Source organism: Bradyrhizobium sp. A5, from assembly GCF_042076515.1.
Taxonomy (GTDB): Bacteria; Pseudomonadota; Alphaproteobacteria; order Rhizobiales; family Xanthobacteraceae; genus Bradyrhizobium; species Bradyrhizobium cosmicum.
The window spans coordinates 3,004,551-3,022,296 of record NZ_CP148990.1 but is presented as its reverse complement, the minus strand read 5'-3'; the positions used below and the strand labels follow the sequence as shown (position 1 = coordinate 3,022,296).

The 17,746-nt window shown below is 64.8% G+C and carries 21 protein-coding genes; 12 read left to right on the top strand and 9 right to left on the bottom strand.

Features of this window, described 5'->3' with window-relative positions:
- Positions 1-104 precede the first annotated feature (104 nt).
- The 4 genes from WHZ77_RS14440 (at position 105) to arsA (ending at position 3,282) form a co-directional block, all read left to right on the top strand.
- Positions 105-527 carry a RidA family protein gene (locus WHZ77_RS14440; protein WP_375314235.1) on the top strand — a complete coding sequence of 141 codons (423 nt, stop codon included), beginning with the start codon at positions 105-107 and terminating at the stop codon, positions 525-527.
- A 255-nt stretch (positions 528-782) separates the two neighbouring features.
- Positions 783-953 carry a DUF6064 family protein gene (locus tag WHZ77_RS14435; RefSeq protein ID WP_375314722.1) on the top strand — a complete coding sequence of 57 codons (171 nt, stop codon included), beginning with the start codon at positions 783-785 and terminating at the stop codon, positions 951-953.
- 66 nt (positions 954-1,019) lie between these two features.
- Positions 1,020-1,472, top strand: a complete 453-nt coding sequence (locus WHZ77_RS14430) for a DUF6789 family protein (protein ID WP_375314234.1) — start codon at positions 1,020-1,022, stop codon at positions 1,470-1,472.
- Between the two features lie 55 nt (positions 1,473-1,527).
- Positions 1,528-3,282 carry an arsenical pump-driving ATPase gene (gene arsA, locus WHZ77_RS14425; protein ID WP_375314233.1) on the top strand — a complete coding sequence of 585 codons (1,755 nt, stop codon included), beginning with the start codon at positions 1,528-1,530 and terminating at the stop codon, positions 3,280-3,282.
- A 47-nt stretch (positions 3,283-3,329) separates the two neighbouring features.
- Here arsA and WHZ77_RS14420 read toward each other — a convergent pair whose 3' ends face one another.
- Positions 3,330-4,562 (bottom strand): MFS transporter, encoded by a 1,233-nt coding sequence (locus tag WHZ77_RS14420; protein WP_375314232.1) that lies wholly within the window; start codon positions 4,560-4,562, stop codon positions 3,330-3,332.
- Between the two features lie 129 nt (positions 4,563-4,691).
- Between WHZ77_RS14420 and WHZ77_RS14415 the strand changes: the two genes are divergently transcribed.
- Positions 4,692-5,291, top strand: a complete 600-nt coding sequence (locus tag WHZ77_RS14415; protein ID WP_375314231.1) for a TetR/AcrR family transcriptional regulator — start codon at positions 4,692-4,694, stop codon at positions 5,289-5,291.
- 327 nt (positions 5,292-5,618) lie between these two features.
- Here the strand turns inward: WHZ77_RS14415 and WHZ77_RS14410 are convergent, their stop codons facing one another.
- Positions 5,619-6,992 carry a PleD family two-component system response regulator gene (locus tag WHZ77_RS14410; RefSeq protein WP_375314230.1) on the bottom strand — a complete coding sequence of 458 codons (1,374 nt, stop codon included), beginning with the start codon at positions 6,990-6,992 and terminating at the stop codon, positions 5,619-5,621.
- Between the two features lie 14 nt (positions 6,993-7,006).
- Entirely contained in the window at positions 7,007-7,372 is a 366-nt protein-coding gene (locus WHZ77_RS14405; RefSeq protein ID WP_027547216.1) for a response regulator, read from the bottom strand.
- A gap of 229 nt (positions 7,373-7,601) precedes the next feature.
- On the opposite strand from WHZ77_RS14405, the gene WHZ77_RS14400 reads away from it, so the two are divergent.
- Together WHZ77_RS14400 and WHZ77_RS14395 are read left to right on the top strand one after the other, a co-directional pair.
- On the top strand, positions 7,602-7,913 hold the full coding sequence (locus tag WHZ77_RS14400; RefSeq protein WP_375314229.1) for a DUF3572 domain-containing protein: 312 nt from the start codon (positions 7,602-7,604) through the stop codon (positions 7,911-7,913).
- The gene (locus WHZ77_RS14395; RefSeq protein ID WP_375314228.1) at positions 7,910-9,199 is read left to right on the top strand and encodes a DNA polymerase IV; all 1,290 of its coding nucleotides are present in this window, start codon (positions 7,910-7,912) and stop codon (positions 9,197-9,199) included. Before WHZ77_RS14400 ends, WHZ77_RS14395 begins: the two co-directional genes overlap by 4 nt.
- Before the next feature lie 12 nt (positions 9,200-9,211).
- On the opposite strand, the gene WHZ77_RS14390 is transcribed toward WHZ77_RS14395, so the two are convergent.
- Complete coding sequence (locus WHZ77_RS14390; RefSeq protein ID WP_375314227.1) at positions 9,212-9,613, bottom strand: RidA family protein; 402 nt, start codon at positions 9,611-9,613, stop codon at positions 9,212-9,214.
- Between the two features lie 74 nt (positions 9,614-9,687).
- On the bottom strand, positions 9,688-10,533 hold the full coding sequence (locus WHZ77_RS14385) for a cell envelope integrity EipB family protein (RefSeq protein ID WP_375314226.1): 846 nt from the start codon (positions 10,531-10,533) through the stop codon (positions 9,688-9,690).
- Between the two features lie 248 nt (positions 10,534-10,781).
- Between WHZ77_RS14385 and WHZ77_RS14380 the strand changes: the two genes are divergently transcribed.
- The 4 genes from WHZ77_RS14380 to WHZ77_RS14365 are packed head-to-tail and all read left to right on the top strand — an operon-like array spanning position 10,782 to position 13,778.
- Positions 10,782-11,249: a RidA family protein gene (locus tag WHZ77_RS14380; protein WP_015685590.1), complete on the top strand. Its 468-nt coding sequence runs from the start codon at positions 10,782-10,784 to the stop codon at positions 11,247-11,249.
- Positions 11,250-11,254: 5 nt separating this feature from the next.
- Positions 11,255-12,001: a glycerophosphodiester phosphodiesterase gene (locus WHZ77_RS14375; RefSeq protein ID WP_375314225.1), complete on the top strand. Its 747-nt coding sequence runs from the start codon at positions 11,255-11,257 to the stop codon at positions 11,999-12,001.
- 56 nt (positions 12,002-12,057) lie between these two features.
- Positions 12,058-13,299 carry a GNAT family N-acetyltransferase gene (locus WHZ77_RS14370; protein ID WP_375314224.1) on the top strand — a complete coding sequence of 414 codons (1,242 nt, stop codon included), beginning with the start codon at positions 12,058-12,060 and terminating at the stop codon, positions 13,297-13,299.
- Positions 13,300-13,352: 53 nt separating this feature from the next.
- Entirely contained in the window at positions 13,353-13,778 is a 426-nt protein-coding gene (locus tag WHZ77_RS14365; protein ID WP_375314223.1) for an HIT domain-containing protein, read from the top strand.
- A 129-nt stretch (positions 13,779-13,907) separates the two neighbouring features.
- Here the strand turns inward: WHZ77_RS14365 and tsaA are convergent, their stop codons facing one another.
- The 4 genes from tsaA to WHZ77_RS14345 form a co-directional block, all read right to left on the bottom strand.
- Positions 13,908-14,399, bottom strand: a complete 492-nt coding sequence (gene tsaA / locus WHZ77_RS14360) for a tRNA (N6-threonylcarbamoyladenosine(37)-N6)-methyltransferase TrmO (protein ID WP_375314222.1) — start codon at positions 14,397-14,399, stop codon at positions 13,908-13,910.
- 32 nt (positions 14,400-14,431) lie between these two features.
- A complete protein-coding gene (locus WHZ77_RS14355; RefSeq protein ID WP_375314221.1) occupies positions 14,432-14,782 on the bottom strand; it encodes an AzlD domain-containing protein in 351 nt (116 codons plus the stop codon).
- A complete protein-coding gene (locus WHZ77_RS14350) occupies positions 14,779-15,519 on the bottom strand; it encodes an AzlC family ABC transporter permease (protein WP_375314220.1) in 741 nt (246 codons plus the stop codon). Before WHZ77_RS14350 ends, WHZ77_RS14355 begins: the two co-directional genes overlap by 4 nt.
- Before the next feature lie 97 nt (positions 15,520-15,616).
- Entirely contained in the window at positions 15,617-16,636 is a 1,020-nt protein-coding gene (locus tag WHZ77_RS14345) for a transglycosylase SLT domain-containing protein (RefSeq protein WP_375314219.1), read from the bottom strand.
- A gap of 39 nt (positions 16,637-16,675) precedes the next feature.
- On the opposite strand from WHZ77_RS14345, the gene WHZ77_RS14340 reads away from it, so the two are divergent.
- A complete protein-coding gene (locus WHZ77_RS14340) occupies positions 16,676-17,692 on the top strand; it encodes a TRAP transporter substrate-binding protein (protein ID WP_375314218.1) in 1,017 nt (338 codons plus the stop codon).
- Positions 17,693-17,746: the final 54 nt, after the last annotated feature.

Below are 17,746 nucleotides of genomic sequence, written 5' to 3'. Positions count from 1 at the left end.
CATATCGATGCCATTAATGGGCTACGAGCCGATTTTCCCTTTGCTGGCTTTCTGCTCTACTTATGGCGGCGCCGCTGGCTGGCGCTCTGGCTAGGGGAGCCATCATGAGCCGAATGGTACATGTTCCTGTCGGAATCTTCGATAGCTCGCGTTACGGTTTCGCGCAGGTTGCTACCGTCCCCACACCATTCGGCGATGTCGTGTATGTGTCCGGCCAGGTCGCTTGGGACGCAGATCAGAACGTCGTTGGAGCTGGCGATATCGGTCGTCAACTCAGCAAAAGTCTCGAAAATCTTGGCGTTGCGCTGGCGACGGTTGGTGCGGAGCTCGATCAGGTCGGTGCGTTGCGGCTCTACATCAAGCAAAGCCACATGCACGAGGGTACGGCCATTAGCGTCGCCCTCAAAGCGGCGTTCGGCGATAACCCACCGTGCACAACCTGGATTGGAGTGCCAAGCCTCGCCAAGGAGGAGTTCCTCATCGAGGTGGAGCCTTCTGTGGTTTTCTTGGCGCGAAGTGGCCGATAGCTGCTCCGGGTCACAGGCGGCCCGTCACGGCCAAACAGCGCGGCATCCGCTGTAAGCTCTCAAGCCGTCGAAAGCGACCACCCATCCCCGCTAAGCCGTCCGCAATACCGGTGTTGGCGGCTGCGACGGGCAGCCTCCGTGGCACGCCTCGGCCACGCGTTGCCCCCCAGGGCACGTTGATCCTCATCAAGCAGCGAAGCAACGCAGTCCTCTACGCTCAAACCATCGGGCAGGAGCGCACCATGCTTCCCCTTCATCTGGTCAATCATCGGCGGGAGCGCAGCTATCTTACTGGACGTTCGGCAGGATTGGCTGCTTCTGGTCAGCGGGTTCATTGCCATTCCGATCGTCGTCGTCGGGAACCGACATGCACTTGCCGTACTTGCCGAGACGAGATTGACGCCCTCGACCGAATTGAGCCCATGATCGCGACGTGTAGCAGCGACCGCGCGTCCACGTGGGAAAGCCACTCCCGAAAATGGGCGACCTCGCATGCCTTCAGGCAACAGGATTTGGAAGGCAGTTGTTGCGGGGTTGTGCGGAAGCATCGCGCATTCGCTGCTGATGTACTTCAAGTCCTGGGCTGGACTGCTTCCATCATTCCAGCCCTACGAAAGTTTCCAGACGACGCTGAGCCATGTGACCGGAACAGCAATCCATCCCGTGGTGCCGTGGCTACTTTCATTCCTGAATGGCTCAACCTTCGTCAGCCTCGCCTTTGGACATCTCTATCGATGGTTGCCAGGCAATATCGGAGCGATCAAGGGAATGGCATACGGCGTGCTCGGATGGGCGATGATGGGGCTGGTGTTCTTTCCCATGATCGGGCTTGGATTTTTCGCACAGCAGGCTGGACTTGGCATTTCGCCAGCACTGTTCTCGCTGGCGATGCTCCTGACTTACAGCGTAATCCTGGGCATCGTTTACGACGCACTCAACTCCTGACCTGTTCGAATATGAGACCAGGCATATGACCGCTCCGGCCGTAGGACAGCCTATGATGCCCCACTTTCGCGCGTTGACCGCCACGACCCCATACCTGTTTTTCACTGGAAAGGGTGGAGTCGGCAAAACCTCTCTTGCGTGCGCCACGGCTGTTGGCCTCGCGGACCGTGGACTGCGCGTTCTCATCGTCAGCACGGACCCTGCGTCGAACCTCGACGAGATGCTCGAAGTCACCTTGACCGATCGCCCTACGCCGGTGCCCAACGTGACCGGACTTTCGGCGATGAATATTGACCCCGAGGCCGCTGCCGAGAGTTATCGCAAGAGAGTGCTCGAACAGCTCGCACCGGAGGTTACAGCTGGCGAGCGATCGACTGTGCGCGAGCAGCTCTCCGGCGCCTGCACCACCGAAATAGCAGCCTTTGACGAGTTCGTGGGACTGTTGGACGGCGATATAGCGGGGTTCGATCACATCATATTCGATACCGCTCCGACCGGCCACACGCTTCGGCTCCTGAGCCTGCCAAAGGCATGGACCGGCTTTCTCAAGGACAACGATCGGGGCGCGTCCTGCCTCGGCCCGCATTCAGGTCTGAAGATCCAGGAGGACCGATTTCGTAAGGCGCTTCAGGCCCTGGGTGATTCCAGACAGACCACCATCATTTTGGTCACCCGCGCCGATCGGGGCGCGATTCGTGAGGCGGCGAGAACATCGGGCGAACTTGATGCGCTCAATCTCTCGAACCAGATTCTCGTGGTGAACGGGCGCTTCCACGCCACGGACCGAACCGATGTCGTCGCAGTTGCGCTCGAGCGGGATCAGGACGAGGCGCTTGCCGCCATGCCCGCGTCGCTCAAGAAGCTGCCGCGAGACGAAATTCCCCTGCTTGGCTTCGATATCGTGGGCGTAACGGCTCTGAGGGCGCTGCTGTCGCCCTCCAATCAGCCCCCGGTTTTATCCAGCGAGTCAAATACAGAACCGGTCAACCTGCCGGGCCTGGACCGGTTGGTCGATGACATGGCCCAGGGCGAGCGCGGCCTCATCATGATCATGGGCAAGGGCGGCGTCGGAAAGACGACGATCGCTGCCGCCATCGCGGTGGGGTTGGCGAAGCGGGGTCATGCCGTCCATCTCAGCACGACCGATCCCGCGGCCCACGTCAGTTTCGTCGTCGATGGCGTCATGCCAGGTCTGACGGTCGACCGGATCGACCCTAGGGTCGAGACGGAGCGGTATATCGCGAAAATACTGGCGAGCCGTGGCCGTGACCTCGACGAGCAGGGTAAGGCCCTGCTGCTCGAGGATCTTGCTTCGCCGTGTACCGAGGAGGTCGCTGTTTTCCATGCCTTCTCGCACGTCGTTGCGGAAGCCCGGAGCGCCTTCGTGGTGCTCGATACGGCGCCGACGGGCCACACCCTCCTTCTGCTGGACGCGACCGGCGCCTATCACCGCCAGATGACGAGCCAACTTGCACCGACCGGTGCGGGACGTATCGTTACCCCGCTGATGCGGCTCCAGGATCCGACCCACACCAAGGTGATCCTGGTGACGCTGCCGGAGACGACGCCGGTTTCCGAGGCCGCCTCCCTTCAGGATGATTTGCGGCGTGCCGGCGTCGAACCGTATGGCTGGGTCATCAACAAGAGCCTCTCCGTCTCGGGAACCCGCGATCCTCTGTTGCGGCTGCGGCTCGACAAAGAGCAGACCCAGATAGCTCGCGTTCAGAAGGGGCTCGCCAAGCGCGCTTTCATCATCGGGTGGCGAACAAAGCCGCCAACCGGTGTGGATGAGCTTCGAAATCTGTCATGAACGTTGCTTCGGCTCTGAAAGCCGGCACCTATGAGCACCCTCCCCGCCTACGCCGTCCTCAACACCGGCGGATGCGACGGCCGGATCAGCGCGAACGCGACCTGCACGATGCCGCCGGCCAGCCCCAGCGCGACGCCGATGCGCCAGGCCATCGTGTACGAGCCGAGCGCGTCGTAGAGCACCCCGCCTCCATAGGCGCCGAGGAAGCTGCCGATCTGGTGGCTCATGAAGGCGAGGCCCTGGATCATCGCCTGCCAGCGCAGGCCGAACATCTCGGCGACTGCGCCTGCGACCAGCGGGCCGACGCCCATCCACAGGAAGCCCATGATCGCGCCGAACAGCAGCGTCGAGAACGGCGTCGCCGGCAACATGAAATACCAGGCCAGTGCCAGCGAGCGCAGCACGTAGATTCCGCCGAGCAGCGCAAGCTTGTTCCAGCGCTGGCCGGCCCAGCCGAAGAACAGCGAGCCCAGCACGTTGAAGCCGCCGATCATGCCGAGCGTCTGCGCGCTCAGCATCGGATCGAGGCCGCAGATGGCGAGATACGACGGCAGATGCGTGGTGAGGAACACCAACTGCATGCCACAGACGAGATAGGCGCAGGTCATCACCACGAAGGAGGCATTGCCGAACGCGGTGCGCGCCGCCGTCGCCGCTGTGGCATCGCCGATGTCGTCGGCGGACGGCTTCGGCAGCGGAATCCGGTCGATGCGCCCCGCATACCACGCAGCGGGAATCATCAGCACCGACATGACGACGAAGCCGGCGAGCCCGACGCGCCAGCCAAATCCTTCGTTGAGCATCTGCCCGATCGGCGCCGACAGCAGCGCGCCGAGCGAGCCCGCGCCGGAGACGATGCCGAGCACGGTCGAGCGCACGGTTTCCGGCACCGCGCGTGCCGCCACCGACATCGCAATCGCGGCCGCGGTGCAGGCCAACGACGTCCCGATCAGCACGCCGGCACCGATCATGATGCTGACGAGCCCGTTCGCGGTCGTCATCAGAACGAGGCCCGCGATGTACATCAGCGACCCCACGATCATGATGGGACGGAAGCCGTAGCGCACCGTCATCGCGCCGGCGAGCGGCTGGAGAAAGCCCCAGGCGAGGTTCTGCACGGCCAGCGCCAGCGTGAAATCCGAGATCGAAAGATGGATGTCGTGCGTCAGCGGCTGCATGAAAATGCCGAGACTCTGCCGCAGCCCCATGCTCAGCGTCAGCATGATCGAGGCGCCGATCAGGATGGGCAAGGTCGGACGCAGGACCTGCAACAGAGGCATTTCATTCTCCCTCGTGGGCGCGGCGCGCGCGCCGGCGTCTGCAAATGCCGTTGATTTTGGTTACACAGACCTGTGTACTTAGGCTATGAATGGCAGGCGCTGTCAAGCCAACAGGATGCTCGTTGCCGCATGGCTCCCCCGCCGACCCCACAGACCATGAAGGAGCGGATCCTCGAGACCGCCGACAGGCTGTTCTATCTGCAGGGCATTCGTGCCATCGGCGTCGACACCATCGCGGCCGAGATCGGCATCTCCAAGCGCACGCTCTACAACCACTTCCCCTCCAAGGACACGTTGATCGCGGCGTATCTGGAGCGTCGCTTTGCCCACGCCCGCCCCTCGGACAAGCCCCCGGCCGAGCAGATCCTTGCCAGCTTCGATTCGCTGGAGCGGCGCTTTGCGGCCAAGGATTTTCGCGGCTGCCCGTTCGTGAATGCAGTGGCCGAGCTCGGCCCCAAGGACCGCGCGGTGAAGAAGATCGCGATCGCCTTCAAGGAAAGCCGCCGCGTCTGGTTTCGCGAGCGGCTGACCGAGCTCGGCGTGACCGACGCGGACGCGCTCGCCACCCAGCTCGTGCTGCTGGTCGACGGCGCGATCGCGCAGGACCTCGTGCGCGACGATCCCGCGATGGCGCGTGCGGCGAAGGACGCGGCGAAGGTGCTGCTACGGAATGCGGGGGTGGATGTGGGTGGTGATCCGGTGAAGCGAGGCAAGCCCGCGCCTCAATAACCGTTGTCGTCCCGGACAAGCGAAGCGCAGATCCGGGATCCATAGCCACAGGAAGGTGTTTGACGAAGACTCGTCGTGACCAGCTCGCACCATAACCCCTCCCTGGGGTTATGGGTCCCCGCGTTCGCGGGGACGACGACCTAGGATGTGGCGACGGCGTTCATTCACGCCCTAGCCAATCCTACTAGATTGCTCCTGTATTGCCCGACGTGTCAAACCGGCTCGCGACCCGCGCAAGCGATTTTTGCCCCCCGCGCAACCCATTGATCCGGCTAGCGCCGGCTACTGTGCATGGGGTTGTTTTCGCACTTTTTGTTTTTGGCAGCCTCACGCCGCCTGCGACACCACGCGATTGCGGCCGTCGTGCTTGGCGCGGTAGAGCGCGGTGTCGGCACGCTTGAGGACATCGGCAACCTGCTCGCCCTTCTGCTCCAGCGTGGTCAGGCCGATCGAGATCGTGACCTCGATGCGCTTGGTGCCCTTGTGGACCGCGAACGGCTCGCCCGCGATCGAGCGGCGCAGGCGCTCGGCGACCATGCCGGCGACGTGCAGGTCGGTCTCCGGCATCACGATGACGAACTCCTCGCCGCCGTAGCGGCAGGCAAGGTCAATGCCGCGGATCGATTTTCGCACGCGCACGGCAAATTCGCGCAAGACGTCGTCGCCGGCGTCGTGGCCGTAATTGTCGTTGATCGACTTGAAATAGTCGATGTCGAGGATCATCAGCGCCAGCGGCTTGCCCCTTGTCGAGGCCTGCTCGGCGAGCGTTGCCAGATGGCTTTCCATGTAGCGGCGATTGTGCAGGCCGGTCAGAGCGTCCGTGATCGCCATCTCGATCGAGTTCTGCACGTTGTCGCGCAGATGATCGGTGTAGCGGCGGCGGCGGATCTGCGTGCGGGCGCGCGCCAGCAGCTCGGTCTTGTCGATGGGACGCAGCAGATAGTCGTTGACGCCGATCTCGAGGCCGCGGAGCAGCCGCGTCGAGTTCTCGGGGTCCGCGATCGCCAGGATCGGCACATGGCGCGTACGCTCCAGCGAGCGCGCCTGGCTGCAGAGCCGCAGGCCGTCGAAATTGTTGAGGTCGAGCGAGACGATCAGCAAATCGTAATTGCCCTCGGCGGCGTGGAACAGCGCCTCGGTCGGGTTCGGCTCGACGTCGACGGTGTGCTCGGCTGCGAGCAGACCCGCCAGCCGCTCGTAGGAAGACTGGCGGTCGTCGACCAGCAGGATGCGGCCCCCCTTGCCGGTGTCGGCGACCGCGCTGCGCTCGGGCGCCTGCATGCCGATCTCGAGCGAGGTGATGGCGCGCATGCGCAATTCGTCCGTCATCATCTTCAGCCGGGTCAGCGAGCGCACGCGCGCGATCAGCACGACATCGGAGACGGGTTTGGTCAGGAAATCGTCGGCGCCGGCCTCCAGCCCGCGATTGCGGTCGGCGGGGCTGTCGAGCGCTGTGACCATCACGACGGGGATGTGATGCGTCGCCGGATCCGTCTTCAGGCGGCGGCAGACCTCGAAGCCGTCGATGTCGGGCATCATGACGTCGAGCAGGATGATGTCGCATTCGGCGCGGGCGCAGATGGCAAGCGCCTCGGTGCCGTTCGAGGCGGTCATGACGTCGAAATATTCGGCGGACAGGCGAGCTTCGAGCAGCTTGACGTTGGCAGGGACGTCATCGACAACGAGGATACGCGCGGACACTTTGAACTCACTTCCTATCCGATGAAACGTCGGACCGTCTCAATGAATTTGCCGACCGAGATCGGCTTGGACAAATAGGCTTCGCAGCCGCCCTCGCGGATGCGTTCTTCGTCGCCCTTCATCGCGAACGCCGTAACTGCGACGACGGGAATGGCACGAAGCTCCGGATCGTCCTTGATCCAGCGCGTCACCTCGAGCCCCGAGACCTGCGGCAATTGGATATCCATCAGCACGAGGTCGGGCCGCATCTTGCGAACGAGGTCCAGCGCCTCGTAGCCGTTGCTGGTGCCGGTGGTCTGGTAGCCGTGCGCCTCCAACAGGTCGCGGAAGAGCTTCATGTTGAGCTCGTTGTCTTCCACGATCAGGACGGTCTTAGCCATCCCGCCCTCCTGTTTGGTCCTGAAGACCGATGCATGTGACGCCTCAGGCGCCGCTCGCGGGCGCTTCGAAAACTGGATTCAAACTAGCCTCAGATTCGCTCTAGTTTCGTTAAACCCGAGGGCCCACTTTCTGCGATGTGGTTTCCAGTTGCTTGTCGAGGGTCCAGAGACTCGGGCATGATGGTTTCAAAGTAGACACCGAAAGTTAACGGAAAGGCAAACCGGCCCCTTGAAAAAGCCTGTTCACAACCCCCGCGAAGTCGCTGAAATCGTTGCGATTCAGGCTCTGTCCTTTGTCGCGGGCGATTCCGAGCGGCTGGGCCTGTTCCTGGCTGAGACAGGTGTCGGGCCTGAGTCCTTGCGGAACGCCGCCTCGGATCCCGGTTTCCTGCTCAGCGTGCTCGATTTCGTGATGCGCGATGACGCCACCGTGAAGGCCTTTGCCAGCTCTGTGGAACTGCACCCCACCAACGTGGCTGCGGCCCGGCAGGTCCTCGGCGACGCGCTGGGCGACCGGACCTGGGAGCGCGACGTGCCGTGAGCGCCCCCGAGGCGGCCGGGCCCCGCTGCTTCTGCCGGGATTGTTCGGTCGATCTGGATGTGGGCGTGCGGCGCTGTTCCGCCTGCGGCTCCCCTCGCCTCGTCCACCACCGCGCGCTCGCGAGCCTGACCATCGCCCATATCGACTGCGACGCCTTCTATGCGACGGTCGAGAAGCGCGACAATCCCGATATCGCCGACAAGCCCGTCATCATCGGCGGCGGCAAACGCGGCGTGGTGTCGGCCGCCTGCTATATCGCCCGCACCTATGGCGTGCGTTCGGCGATGCCGATGTACAAGGCGCTCGAAGCCTGTCCGCATGCGACCGTGATCCCGCCGGACATCGCAAAATACGTCCGCGTCGGCCGCGAGGTGCGGCAGGCGATGCAGGCGCTGACGCCACTGGTCGAGCCGCTCTCGATCGACGAGGCCTTTCTCGACCTCTCTGGCACCGAGCGGGTCCACGGCATGATGCCGGCCAAGGTGCTGGCGCGCTTCGCCCGCGAGGTCGAGCGCGACATCGGCATCAGCGTCTCCGTCGGCCTGTCCTGCAACAAGTTTCTCGCCAAGATCGCCTCCGACCTCGACAAGCCGCGCGGCTTTGTCGTGCTCGACCAGGAGGAAGCCCGTGTGATGCTGGCGGAAAAGCCGGTTGGCTTCATCTTCGGGGTCGGCCCCGCAACGCAGGAGCGCCTGGTGCGGCGCGGCTTCCGCATCATCGCCGACCTGCAAAAGGCCGACGAGATCGAGATGATGCGGCAGTTTCCGAGCGACGGCCGTAGGCTGTGGCGGCTCGCGCGCGGCATCGACGACCGCCGCGTCGAGCCTGATCGCGGCGCCAAGACGATTTCCAGCGAAACCACTTTTGAAACCGACATCCGCGATTTCGCGACGCTGGAAAAGATCCTGTGGCGGCTGTGCGAGAAGACATCGTCTCGCCTCAAGAGCAGCGAGCTCGCCGGCGCGACCGTCACGCTGAAGCTGAAGACCTCCGATTTCCGCCAGCGCACGCGCTCGCAGTCGATCGCCGCGCCGACGCAGCTCGCCGCAAAGATCTTCTCGATCTGCCGCGAGATGCTGGCCAAGGAGATCGACGGCACCCCCTTCCGCCTGATGGGCGCCGGCGTTAGCGCGCTGCGCGAAGGCTCGCCCGCCGACGACACCGACATGCTCGACCGCCGCGCCGCGCACGCCGAGCGCGCGGTGGACAGTCTGCGGAAGAAGTTCGGCAGCGCCGCGGTGATCCGCGGCATCGCCTATGAGGGGCCGGAGAAGGCGCAGGAGTAAGCGGCTACTGGATCAATCCGCGACCGCGATCGCCTCGATCTCGATCAGCCATTCCGGCGCGGCGAGCGCAGAGACGCCGACCAGCGTCGAGGCCGGCGGCTCCAGACCTTCGAAGAAGACCGAGCGGGCCTTGCCGATGATCGGGCGCAGCTCCGGCTTGTAGCCGACGACGAAGGTCGTGATCTTCACGATGTTGGCGTAGCTTGCACCGGCCGCCTTCAGCGCGTGGCCGAGATTCTGCATCACCTGCGTAGTCTGCGCGGCGAGATCGCCCTCGCCGACAATCCGCCCTTCCTCGTCCACGGCCACCTGGCCGGAGATGTAGATGGTGCGTGCGCCGGTGGCGGTGACGACGTGGGAATAAGCGGGATTGTTGTGAAGGCCGCTGGGACGGAGATGGTCGAGCTTGGGCATTGGCTTGCTCCCGGAGGTTTAACGTTGAGAGCAAGCGTAGCCGCAGAGTGCGACAAGGGCTAGACGTCTCGTCCTCAATTACAGGGCTTGCTGTCCTTCACGTCGAACTTGCCCATCGCGCCTGAAATCACGAAATCGTTGTAATCGAGCACGAGCTGGCGGGAGACGCCGTTTTCGTAGAGCTCGAACGCCATCGCGTAGACCGGCGTCTGCTCGCCTTCCTTCTGCTGGGCCTCGCGATCGAAATAGCTGACGGTGACGGGCCAGCGCTTGAGCGACTTCATGTGCTCGTCCGACGTCGATGCATCGGGCGAGGCGGTGCGGTCGGCAGGGATCGGCTGGCCGATCACGGTCAGGGTATTGTAGACCTTCTGGCCGTCGTCTGAGCCGTCATAGACGGAGAGCTCGAGCAGAGACTTGCCGTCCTTGGCGGCGGCGATGATGCGCTGGATCTGCTCGGTCGGGAACACGATCTTGCCGTCAAGGGTGAAGCTCTTCGGCGACGGCAGCTTCAGCTTGACGTTGATATGGTCGCCGTCGCGCTCGGCCGAACCGTCGACACGGCCGGCGTCGGCCTCGTTCATTCGCGTCTCGATCTTGAAGCGGTAGCTTTTGCCCGCGGCGTCCTCCCAGGAATTGGAGCGGAGGTCGCTCAGCGTGATCTTGCCCTCGCCGCTGTCGAGCTCGGACACCTGCCGGAATTCGGAGGTGTAGCCCTCGCACGAGCTTCCGGTGAAGTTGTAGAGGATGCGCCCGCGCGCGCTGTTGACCGAATTGGAGCGCGATTTGACGAGGCTGAGGTCATAGAGCGCCTGATGCGCGAGGAACGGACCGCTGGCCGCCTGCGCTCCGCCGCTGGAGCCGAAGGCGGCCGCCGCGAGCGCCATCACACCGAGCGAAGTCCGGAAAAGGTGCACCATGTCTGTTCCTTGAAGATGCGTCCTTGGGGAAAGCGCAGATTCGACAGTTTAGTGACCGTTCCATTGCGTCGCAACTGAGGCGGTCTCACGTAAAGTTGCGGCCCGCCCGCTGAACCTCCTGCCCCGCCTCAACAAAATGCATCCCCCTCCGGTTGCTTGCATGTGGCGGCACGATGGGCGAAACAGGGCCCGCCCGGCCGCCAATGCACGCGCCCGGGCGGATGATTTTCTGGACAACGAGGTCGAACATGGCGGGCACGGTCGAGCAGAAACTGGCGGAACAGGGCATCAAGCTGCACGAGGCTCCGACTCCCGTGGCCAACTATGTCCCGTTCGTGCGCACCGGCAATTTGCTGTTCGTTTCCGGCCAGGTCTGCTTCGCCCCTGACGGCAAGCTGATCGCCAAGGGCAAGCTGGGCGCCGGCGTCTCCATCGAAGAGGGTGCCGCGGCGGCGCGCGGCTGCGCGGTCAATTTGCTGGCCCAGGTCAAGGCGGCCCTTGGCGATCTCGACAAGGTCGTGCGCGTGGTGCGCCTCGGTGGCTTCATCAACTCGGCGCCGGACTTCCTGGACGGGCCGAAGGTGCTCAACGGCGCCTCCGACCTGATGGTCGCCGCGTTCGGTGACAAGGGCCGCCACGCCCGAACCACGGTCGGCGTCGCCTCGCTGCCCGCGGATGCGGCGGTCGAGGTCGAAGGCGTGTTCGAGGTCGCCTGACGCGCATGCGCGCTCCGGATTGGCTGACAGCCCGGCCGGTCGCCCATCGCGGCCTGCACGACATTTCCCGCGGCATCGTCGAGAACATGCCCGGCGCGGTGCAGGCTGCCGTCGCCGGCAATTTCTCGATCGAGGTCGACATCCAGCTCTCCGCTGACGGCGAGGCGATGGTGCACCACGACCATGCCCTGGGCCGCCTCACCGAGGCCACCGGGGAGGTGGTGTCGAAGACAGCCGCGGAACTGAGGGCCGTCAAATTCAGGGATACGAGCGAGCGGATGATGTCGCTCTCCGACCTCTGCGCCATGGTCGCCGGCCGGGTGCCGCTGGCGATCGAGGTCAAGAGCCATTTTGACGGCGACCGCAAGCTGGTGACGCGAATGGCCGAGGTGCTGGCGTCCTATCAGGGCCCCGCCGTCGGCATGTCGTTCGACCCCGACCAGGTGCTGGCGCTGCGCCAGTTGCTGCCGTCCCGCCCGCGCGGCATCGTCGCCCAGCGGAGCTATGAGGACGAGTACTGGGCCACCCTGACCCAGGCGCAGCGCGACAGCATGCTGTACCTGCGCCACGGCTTCCAGACCCAGCCCCACTTCGTCGCCTTCAAGGTCGACCACCTCCCGGCGCCAGCCCCCTGGATCGCCCGCAACGTCTTCGGCTGCGCCCTGCTTGGCTGGACCGTCCGCACCCCGGAGCAGCGGACGCGGGTCGGGCAGTACGCGGACCAGATGATTTTTGAGGGGTTCGTGCCGTAGGGCCTGACGTTACCGCCCTCTTGAAGTCGCTGCTGCAATGCACGATCTTGGGCGCGATGGGATCATCTGAAATCACGCTCGAGGCCGTACCTTCCATTGCCGAGGTGTCTCCTGAGGATTGGGACGCCTGCGCCAATCCAGGCGGCCGGTGCAATGGGGATAGCAACGGAACCTCACCCGCCCCTTCAGGCGATTCGGCCGCCCTCTTAGGACCCTCCTATAACCCATTCGTCTCGCACGCGTTTCTTTCGGCTGTTGAGAAATCGGGTTCAGCCACGATCCGCACCGGCTGGGGACCGCGGCACCTCGTGGCCAAGATCGATGGCCGCGTCGCGGGCGTCGTGCCCTGCTATCTGAAATCGCACTCGCAAGGCGAATACGTTTTCGACCGCGGTTGGGCGGATGCCTATGAGCGCGCCGGCGGGCGCTACTATCCGAAGCTTCAGGTCTCGGTTCCCTTCACCCCGGCCACGGGGCCGCGGCTGCTGGTGCGCGGCGGCGTCGACCGCGAGCGCATCACCGAGGCGCTGGCGAGCGGGCTCGTGGCGCTGTGCGGTGTCAGCAAGGCTTCCTCGGTGCACGTCACCTTCGCACTTGAGGCGGAGTGGAAGCTGCTCGCCGAGCACGGCTTCCTCCAGCGGACCGACCAGCAGTTCCACTGGCACAATGAGGGCTTTGCGAGCTTCGACGACTTCCTCGCCACGCTGAATTCGCGCCACCGCAAGTCGATCAAGCGCGAGCGCCGCGATGCGCTCGCGTCCGGCATCACCATCCACTGGCTCACCGGCAAGGACATCACCGAGGATGCCTGGGACGCCTTCTTCGAGTTCTACATGGAGACCGGCTCGCGCAAATGGGGCCGCCCGTATCTTACGCGCGAATTCTTCTCGCTGATCGGCGAGACCATGAGCGACGACGTGCTGCTGGTTATGGCGCGCCGCAACGATCGCTGGATCGCGGGCGCGATCAACTTCATCGGCTCGGACACGCTGTTCGGCCGCAACTGGGGCGCGGTCGAGCATCATCCCTTCCTGCACTTCGAGGTCTGCTACTATCAGGCGATCGACTTCGCCATCAAACGCGGCTTGAGGTATGTCGAGGCCGGCGCGCAGGGCGAGCACAAGATCGCGCGCGGCTACCTGCCGCGAACCACCTACTCCGCCCACTTCATCGCCGATCCGGGCCTGCGCCGCGCCATCGACGACTACCTCAAGCGGGAGCGTGCCTATGTCGCCGAGGCCGGACGTGAGCTCGCCGAGCTCGGCCCGTTCCGCAAAGGCATCGACGAGGCGCCTTGACGGCTCACCATGGCTGGTGACAGTAAGCGCGAAATTTTGAGGGAGCCGCCGCCATGACCGCCTACGACACCAATAACATCTTCGCAAAAATTCTGCGCGGCGAATTTCCCTGCCACAAGGTCTATGAGGACGAGCATGTGCTGGCCTTCCTCGACATCATGCCGCGGGTGCCTGGCCATACGCTGGTGATCCCGAAGGCCCCTGCCCGCAACATCCTCGACATCAAGCCGGACGACTACGCCCATGTCGCCCGCGGCGCGCACAAGATCGCCGCAGCCGCAATGAAGGCATTCAAAGCCGACGGCATCACCGTGCAGCAGTTCAACGAGCCGGCCGGCGGACAGGTGGTATTTCACCTCCACATGCACGTGATGCCGCGCCATGACGGCGTCGCGATGCTGCCGCCGGCCAGCCGAAAGGAAGACGTCAAGGTTCTGGAAGAGAATGCGACCAAGCTGATCGCGGCGCTGAAGAGCTGATCGTCATTCCGGGCGCGCAGAGCGCGAGCCCGGAATCCATCTCACCACCGTCTCTGCCGCCCGATAGATTCTCAGATGCGCAATTGCGCATCATAGCTCGCGCCAAGAGGCGCGCCCCAGAATGACGGACTACTCCGACTGAAAATCCCCGGCCTGCGGCGCCGCCAGTGGCGTGAACTCGCAGCGGTCGGGCTTGATGTCGATCAGCGGCGTGTTGTCGATGCAATCGAGCCCGCGCACGAGGATGGCGTTTCCCTCGATGCCGACCAGCTTCACGATCGAGGTGCCGATCGGATTGGGCCGAACCGGGGAGCGCAGCGAAAAGGTGCCGCGGGTCTTCTCGTTGTTCTTCGGACTCTGCAGCACGATGTCGCGGCGCGAGCGGTCGAGCCAGTACAGCACCTCGAGATTGCCGTAGAAGTCGACGCCCTTGATGGCCGGCAAGAACGGCTCGAAGATCTCGAGGCGGCAGATCGGTCCGTCGGCGCGGCCCTGCCGCGGCGTCTCCAGGCGCGAGGTCCAGGGCGTGCGGATACGACCGATGAAGACCAGGCCGGCATCCTGCGTCGGCGGCAGCTCGATGGCGACCTCGCCCTCGCGGAGCTCGTTTTCGCGAACCATATTTCCAGTTCCTCAGCTATTCGGAAGCGGTTTTAGCCCAACCACCACGTGCCGGCCAGCATGAACACTTCGCCCGTCATCACGCCCGCGAAGATCGAGCGGCGGGTCAACAGGAAGACGACGAGGCCGGCGGCGACCGCGCCATAGCGCAGGACGTCCGGCACGCTGGCGAGCGCCCCTGGCGGCTCGACCACGATCTGGGCGATGACGCCGGCCAGGATGGCGGTGGCGACCGCCCTCACCCAGACCAGCAGCTCGGAGCCTTCGTCGATGCCGCCGCCGAACCACAGGCCCAGCATGCGCCAGATCTGGTTGGGAACGACGCCGGCGACGAACAGCACAGCCAGCGCGTGCCAGTCACCGATGAGCTGGGCAAAACTCATGCGCGCACCACCCGCCACCAATGGACGCCATAGGCGATCGTCCCCGCGACGAGGCCGCTGACGAGGATGTCGAGGCCGGAGTTCATCTTCGCCGCCAGCGGATAAAGCAGGACTCCGAGCGCGAGGGCCACGACATCGGCAACCTCGCGGCTATTGCGCGCGGTCGAGAACAGGAAGGACAGCGGCGTCAGCAACAGGATCGCGGCGCCCAGCGTCTGCGTGAGATTGGCGGCAAGGAAATAGCCGACCGTGTTGGCGGTAAGGCACACCGAGACCAGGCCGCAACCGAGCCCATGGACGAAAGCGATGCGCCGCTCGCGCGGCACCTGCGGCAGGAAGCGGTGGCACTCGACCCACAACGTCACCGCCGTGAGATGCGCGGCGAACACGAGCTCGCGCCGTCTCGTCGTCGGCGTGCGCATCAGGGGCAGCACCGAGACCACCATCGGAAACAGGCGGATGGCGCTGACGGTGACCGCAATTGCCGACTGGATGACGGTCGCGCCCGAGCCGAGCGTGGTGATCAGGATGATCTGCGCCGGACCTGCCCAGACGAACAGCGTCGAGCAGAGCGCCCAAAGCAGGCTGAAATGCGTGTCGTGGGCGAGCGCGCCGATGCCGAGATACGTCACGAACAGCACGACGGTGAGGATCGTCTGCGTGATCGAGCGCAACCCCCACGCAAAGGCGCGCCAGGGACTATGCCATTGAGGAGAATCGAGCGGAGGAAGCGCCACGAGACGGCCAGCTTGGTTGCAGAATCGTCCCTGCATAACGGGCAATGCGGTGGCCAGCGTCAAGAAAGCGCGCGGCGGGGCTGGCATGCACGACGACTTACCCGCTCACACCCCTGTTCTTCAGCACGAAGCAGGCGCCGCCGGCCTTGCGGATGCGGTTGCAGAGATCATCCGCCTCGCTGCGCGTGTCGGCGCCGATGCGCACCTGGTAGAAGGCGCGCGTGCCGCGGCTGCGCACCACCGAACTCAGCAGGCTCGGATCACGCTCGCCGATCACCGAGCTCAACCGTGTTACGGCGCGGGAATACATCGCCAGTGCCCGGTTGCGGTCGAACCCGGCGGCGAGCTGAACGCCCCAGACCTTTGCGGCAGCCAGCTCCACATGCTGCTCGAGCTCGGCAACGAAGGCATTCGGTGCACGCTTCAACAGCGCCATCAGATCGCGGCAGCTCGTTGGCGGCGAACTCGGCGGCCCCTTGCCGGTGCTGCCTGCCTTCGCCCACGCGTCGACGCTCGTGCCCGTGATGGCGAAGACATAGTTGCGGGTCTGCTCCGGCATCGGACCGGTGCCCGCAAGCCATTCCTGCACCCGCCGCGGCCCGGCATTGTAGGCGGCGGCGGCAAGGCCGAGATTGCCGAACTGGTTGCGCAGCTCGCTCAGGAATTCGGCCGACTTCGGCAGCGCCTGCACCGGGTTGAACGGATTGAGCAGCCCGCGCTCGCTCGCTGTGCCCGGCATGAACTGCGCGATCCCCTGCGCATGCTCGCCGCTGCGCGTCATGGGGCCCACCGCATCGGCCTGGAAACGGCTTTCCTGCCAGATCACGCGGGCGAAGAATTCCAGCGGCAAATTGGCATCGCGCGCGGCCGCCTCGACGATCAGGCAGATCGACTCCCGCGTGTCGCTCTCGCGCGCATCAGGCCTCGCGGGAGGCACCGCGAGTTCTTCGACGCTTGGGATGGCGACACCCGTCTTGGCAGGCGAGCTGTCCCACGCCGCGGCCCGCAACGTCGAGACCAGCAGCGCGGCAACGACAAGTGATGCAAATCGCGCCAGCACTGCCCAAGCATCGCTGTGGCGCGCGCCGGCGCGCCATGCGACAAGATGATCTGCCATGCTGTGGCACCGTGCCATGTTTCGACGAGCTGCCAATCTATGCTGCCTGACCTGCTTCTCCCAATGCGATTCCCCGCCAAACGGATCCACGCGATCCTTGCCCTCACCGCGCTCCTGCTGTCCGCCGTCCCGGCCGCCGCCCAAGTCAGCTGGCGGATGACCACGGAATACCCGCAAAACAACATTTCCGGGATCGGGCTCACCACTTTCGCCGAACGGGTCGCCACGCGCACAAACGGTTTCGTGACCGTGGCCAACGCTTTCGACAACGAGCTCAAGATCAACTCGGGCGCGATGCCCCGCGCGGCGACGGACGGCCGCATCGCCGGTGGCGATGCTTTCGCGGGCGCGCTCTCGGGCCTTGATCCTGTGCTCGCACTTTCCACCCTGCCCTTCCTGGTGCAATCGGTCGACGTCGCACGCGCCACCAATCTGCGGGCGCGCCCGCTCTACGAGAAGGCGCTCGCAGCGCGCGGCCTCAAGCTGCTTTATGTGACGATCTGGCCGGCAACGGGTCTCTGGTCCGAGCACGCGCTCGCAAACGCCGACGACCTGCCGAAACTCAACTTGCGGGCTTACGACGCCAACTCCAGCGAGGTCATGCGCGCGGCCGGCGCGAATGCGCAATTCCTGCCCATGGACGCGGCGCTCGCCGGCCTCAGGGAGCATCGGTTGAATGCGTTCCTCACCTCCGGCGACGGCGGCGCAGGACGCAAGCTCTGGGATTTCCTGCCCTATTTCACGGCCATCAATTACGCGATGCCGGTCTCGATCGCCTTTGTCCGCAGCGACGCCTTTGCCGAGCTGTCCGAACCGATGCAGCGCGAGGTGCTGGCCGCGGCCGCCGAGACCGAGCAGAGCCAGTTCGCGCTGCTCGCCCATCGCACCGCCGAGAACTACGCGCGCATGCGAGACAATGGCGTCCGCATCGCCGAACCAGCGCCCGCCTCGCTCATCGCCGCACTTCAGTCAGCTGCAACCAGCGCCCTCTCCACCTGGGAAGCGCAGGCGGGCGCGGACGCCACGGCGATCGTCGAGTGGGCGAGACAGCAATAGCGCGGGCCGGCGGCACGCTGCGGAAATGCTCGGCCACCCCGCCTTCGCCCGCTT

Bases quoted from the DNA above. Each gene is read 5' to 3' on its own strand.
- WHZ77_RS14440 (WP_375314235.1), top strand. From the start codon at position 105: ATGAGCCGAATGGTACATGTTCCTGTCGGAATCTTCGATAGCTCGCGT.
- WHZ77_RS14430 (WP_375314234.1), top strand. From the start codon at position 1,020: ATGCCTTCAGGCAACAGGATTTGGAAGGCAGTTGTTGCGGGGTTGTGC.
- arsA (WP_375314233.1), top strand. From the start codon at position 1,528: ATGCCCCACTTTCGCGCGTTGACCGCCACGACCCCATACCTGTTTTTC.
- WHZ77_RS14420 (WP_375314232.1), bottom strand. From the start codon at position 4,562: ATGCCTCTGTTGCAGGTCCTGCGTCCGACCTTGCCCATCCTGATCGGC.
- WHZ77_RS14415 (WP_375314231.1), top strand. From the start codon at position 4,692: ATGGCTCCCCCGCCGACCCCACAGACCATGAAGGAGCGGATCCTCGAG.
- WHZ77_RS14405 (WP_027547216.1), bottom strand. From the start codon at position 7,372: ATGGCTAAGACCGTCCTGATCGTGGAAGACAACGAGCTCAACATGAAG.
- WHZ77_RS14390 (WP_375314227.1), bottom strand. From the start codon at position 9,613: ATGCCCAAGCTCGACCATCTCCGTCCCAGCGGCCTTCACAACAATCCC.
- WHZ77_RS14385 (WP_375314226.1), bottom strand. From the start codon at position 10,533: ATGGTGCACCTTTTCCGGACTTCGCTCGGTGTGATGGCGCTCGCGGCG.
- WHZ77_RS14380 (WP_015685590.1), top strand. From the start codon at position 10,782: ATGGCGGGCACGGTCGAGCAGAAACTGGCGGAACAGGGCATCAAGCTG.
- WHZ77_RS14375 (WP_375314225.1), top strand. From the start codon at position 11,255: ATGCGCGCTCCGGATTGGCTGACAGCCCGGCCGGTCGCCCATCGCGGC.
- WHZ77_RS14370 (WP_375314224.1), top strand. From the start codon at position 12,058: ATGGGATCATCTGAAATCACGCTCGAGGCCGTACCTTCCATTGCCGAG.
- WHZ77_RS14365 (WP_375314223.1), top strand. From the start codon at position 13,353: ATGACCGCCTACGACACCAATAACATCTTCGCAAAAATTCTGCGCGGC.
- tsaA (WP_375314222.1), bottom strand. From the start codon at position 14,399: ATGGTTCGCGAAAACGAGCTCCGCGAGGGCGAGGTCGCCATCGAGCTG.
- WHZ77_RS14355 (WP_375314221.1), bottom strand. From the start codon at position 14,782: ATGAGTTTTGCCCAGCTCATCGGTGACTGGCACGCGCTGGCTGTGCTG.
- WHZ77_RS14345 (WP_375314219.1), bottom strand. From the start codon at position 16,636: ATGGCAGATCATCTTGTCGCATGGCGCGCCGGCGCGCGCCACAGCGAT.
- WHZ77_RS14340 (WP_375314218.1), top strand. From the start codon at position 16,676: ATGCTGCCTGACCTGCTTCTCCCAATGCGATTCCCCGCCAAACGGATC.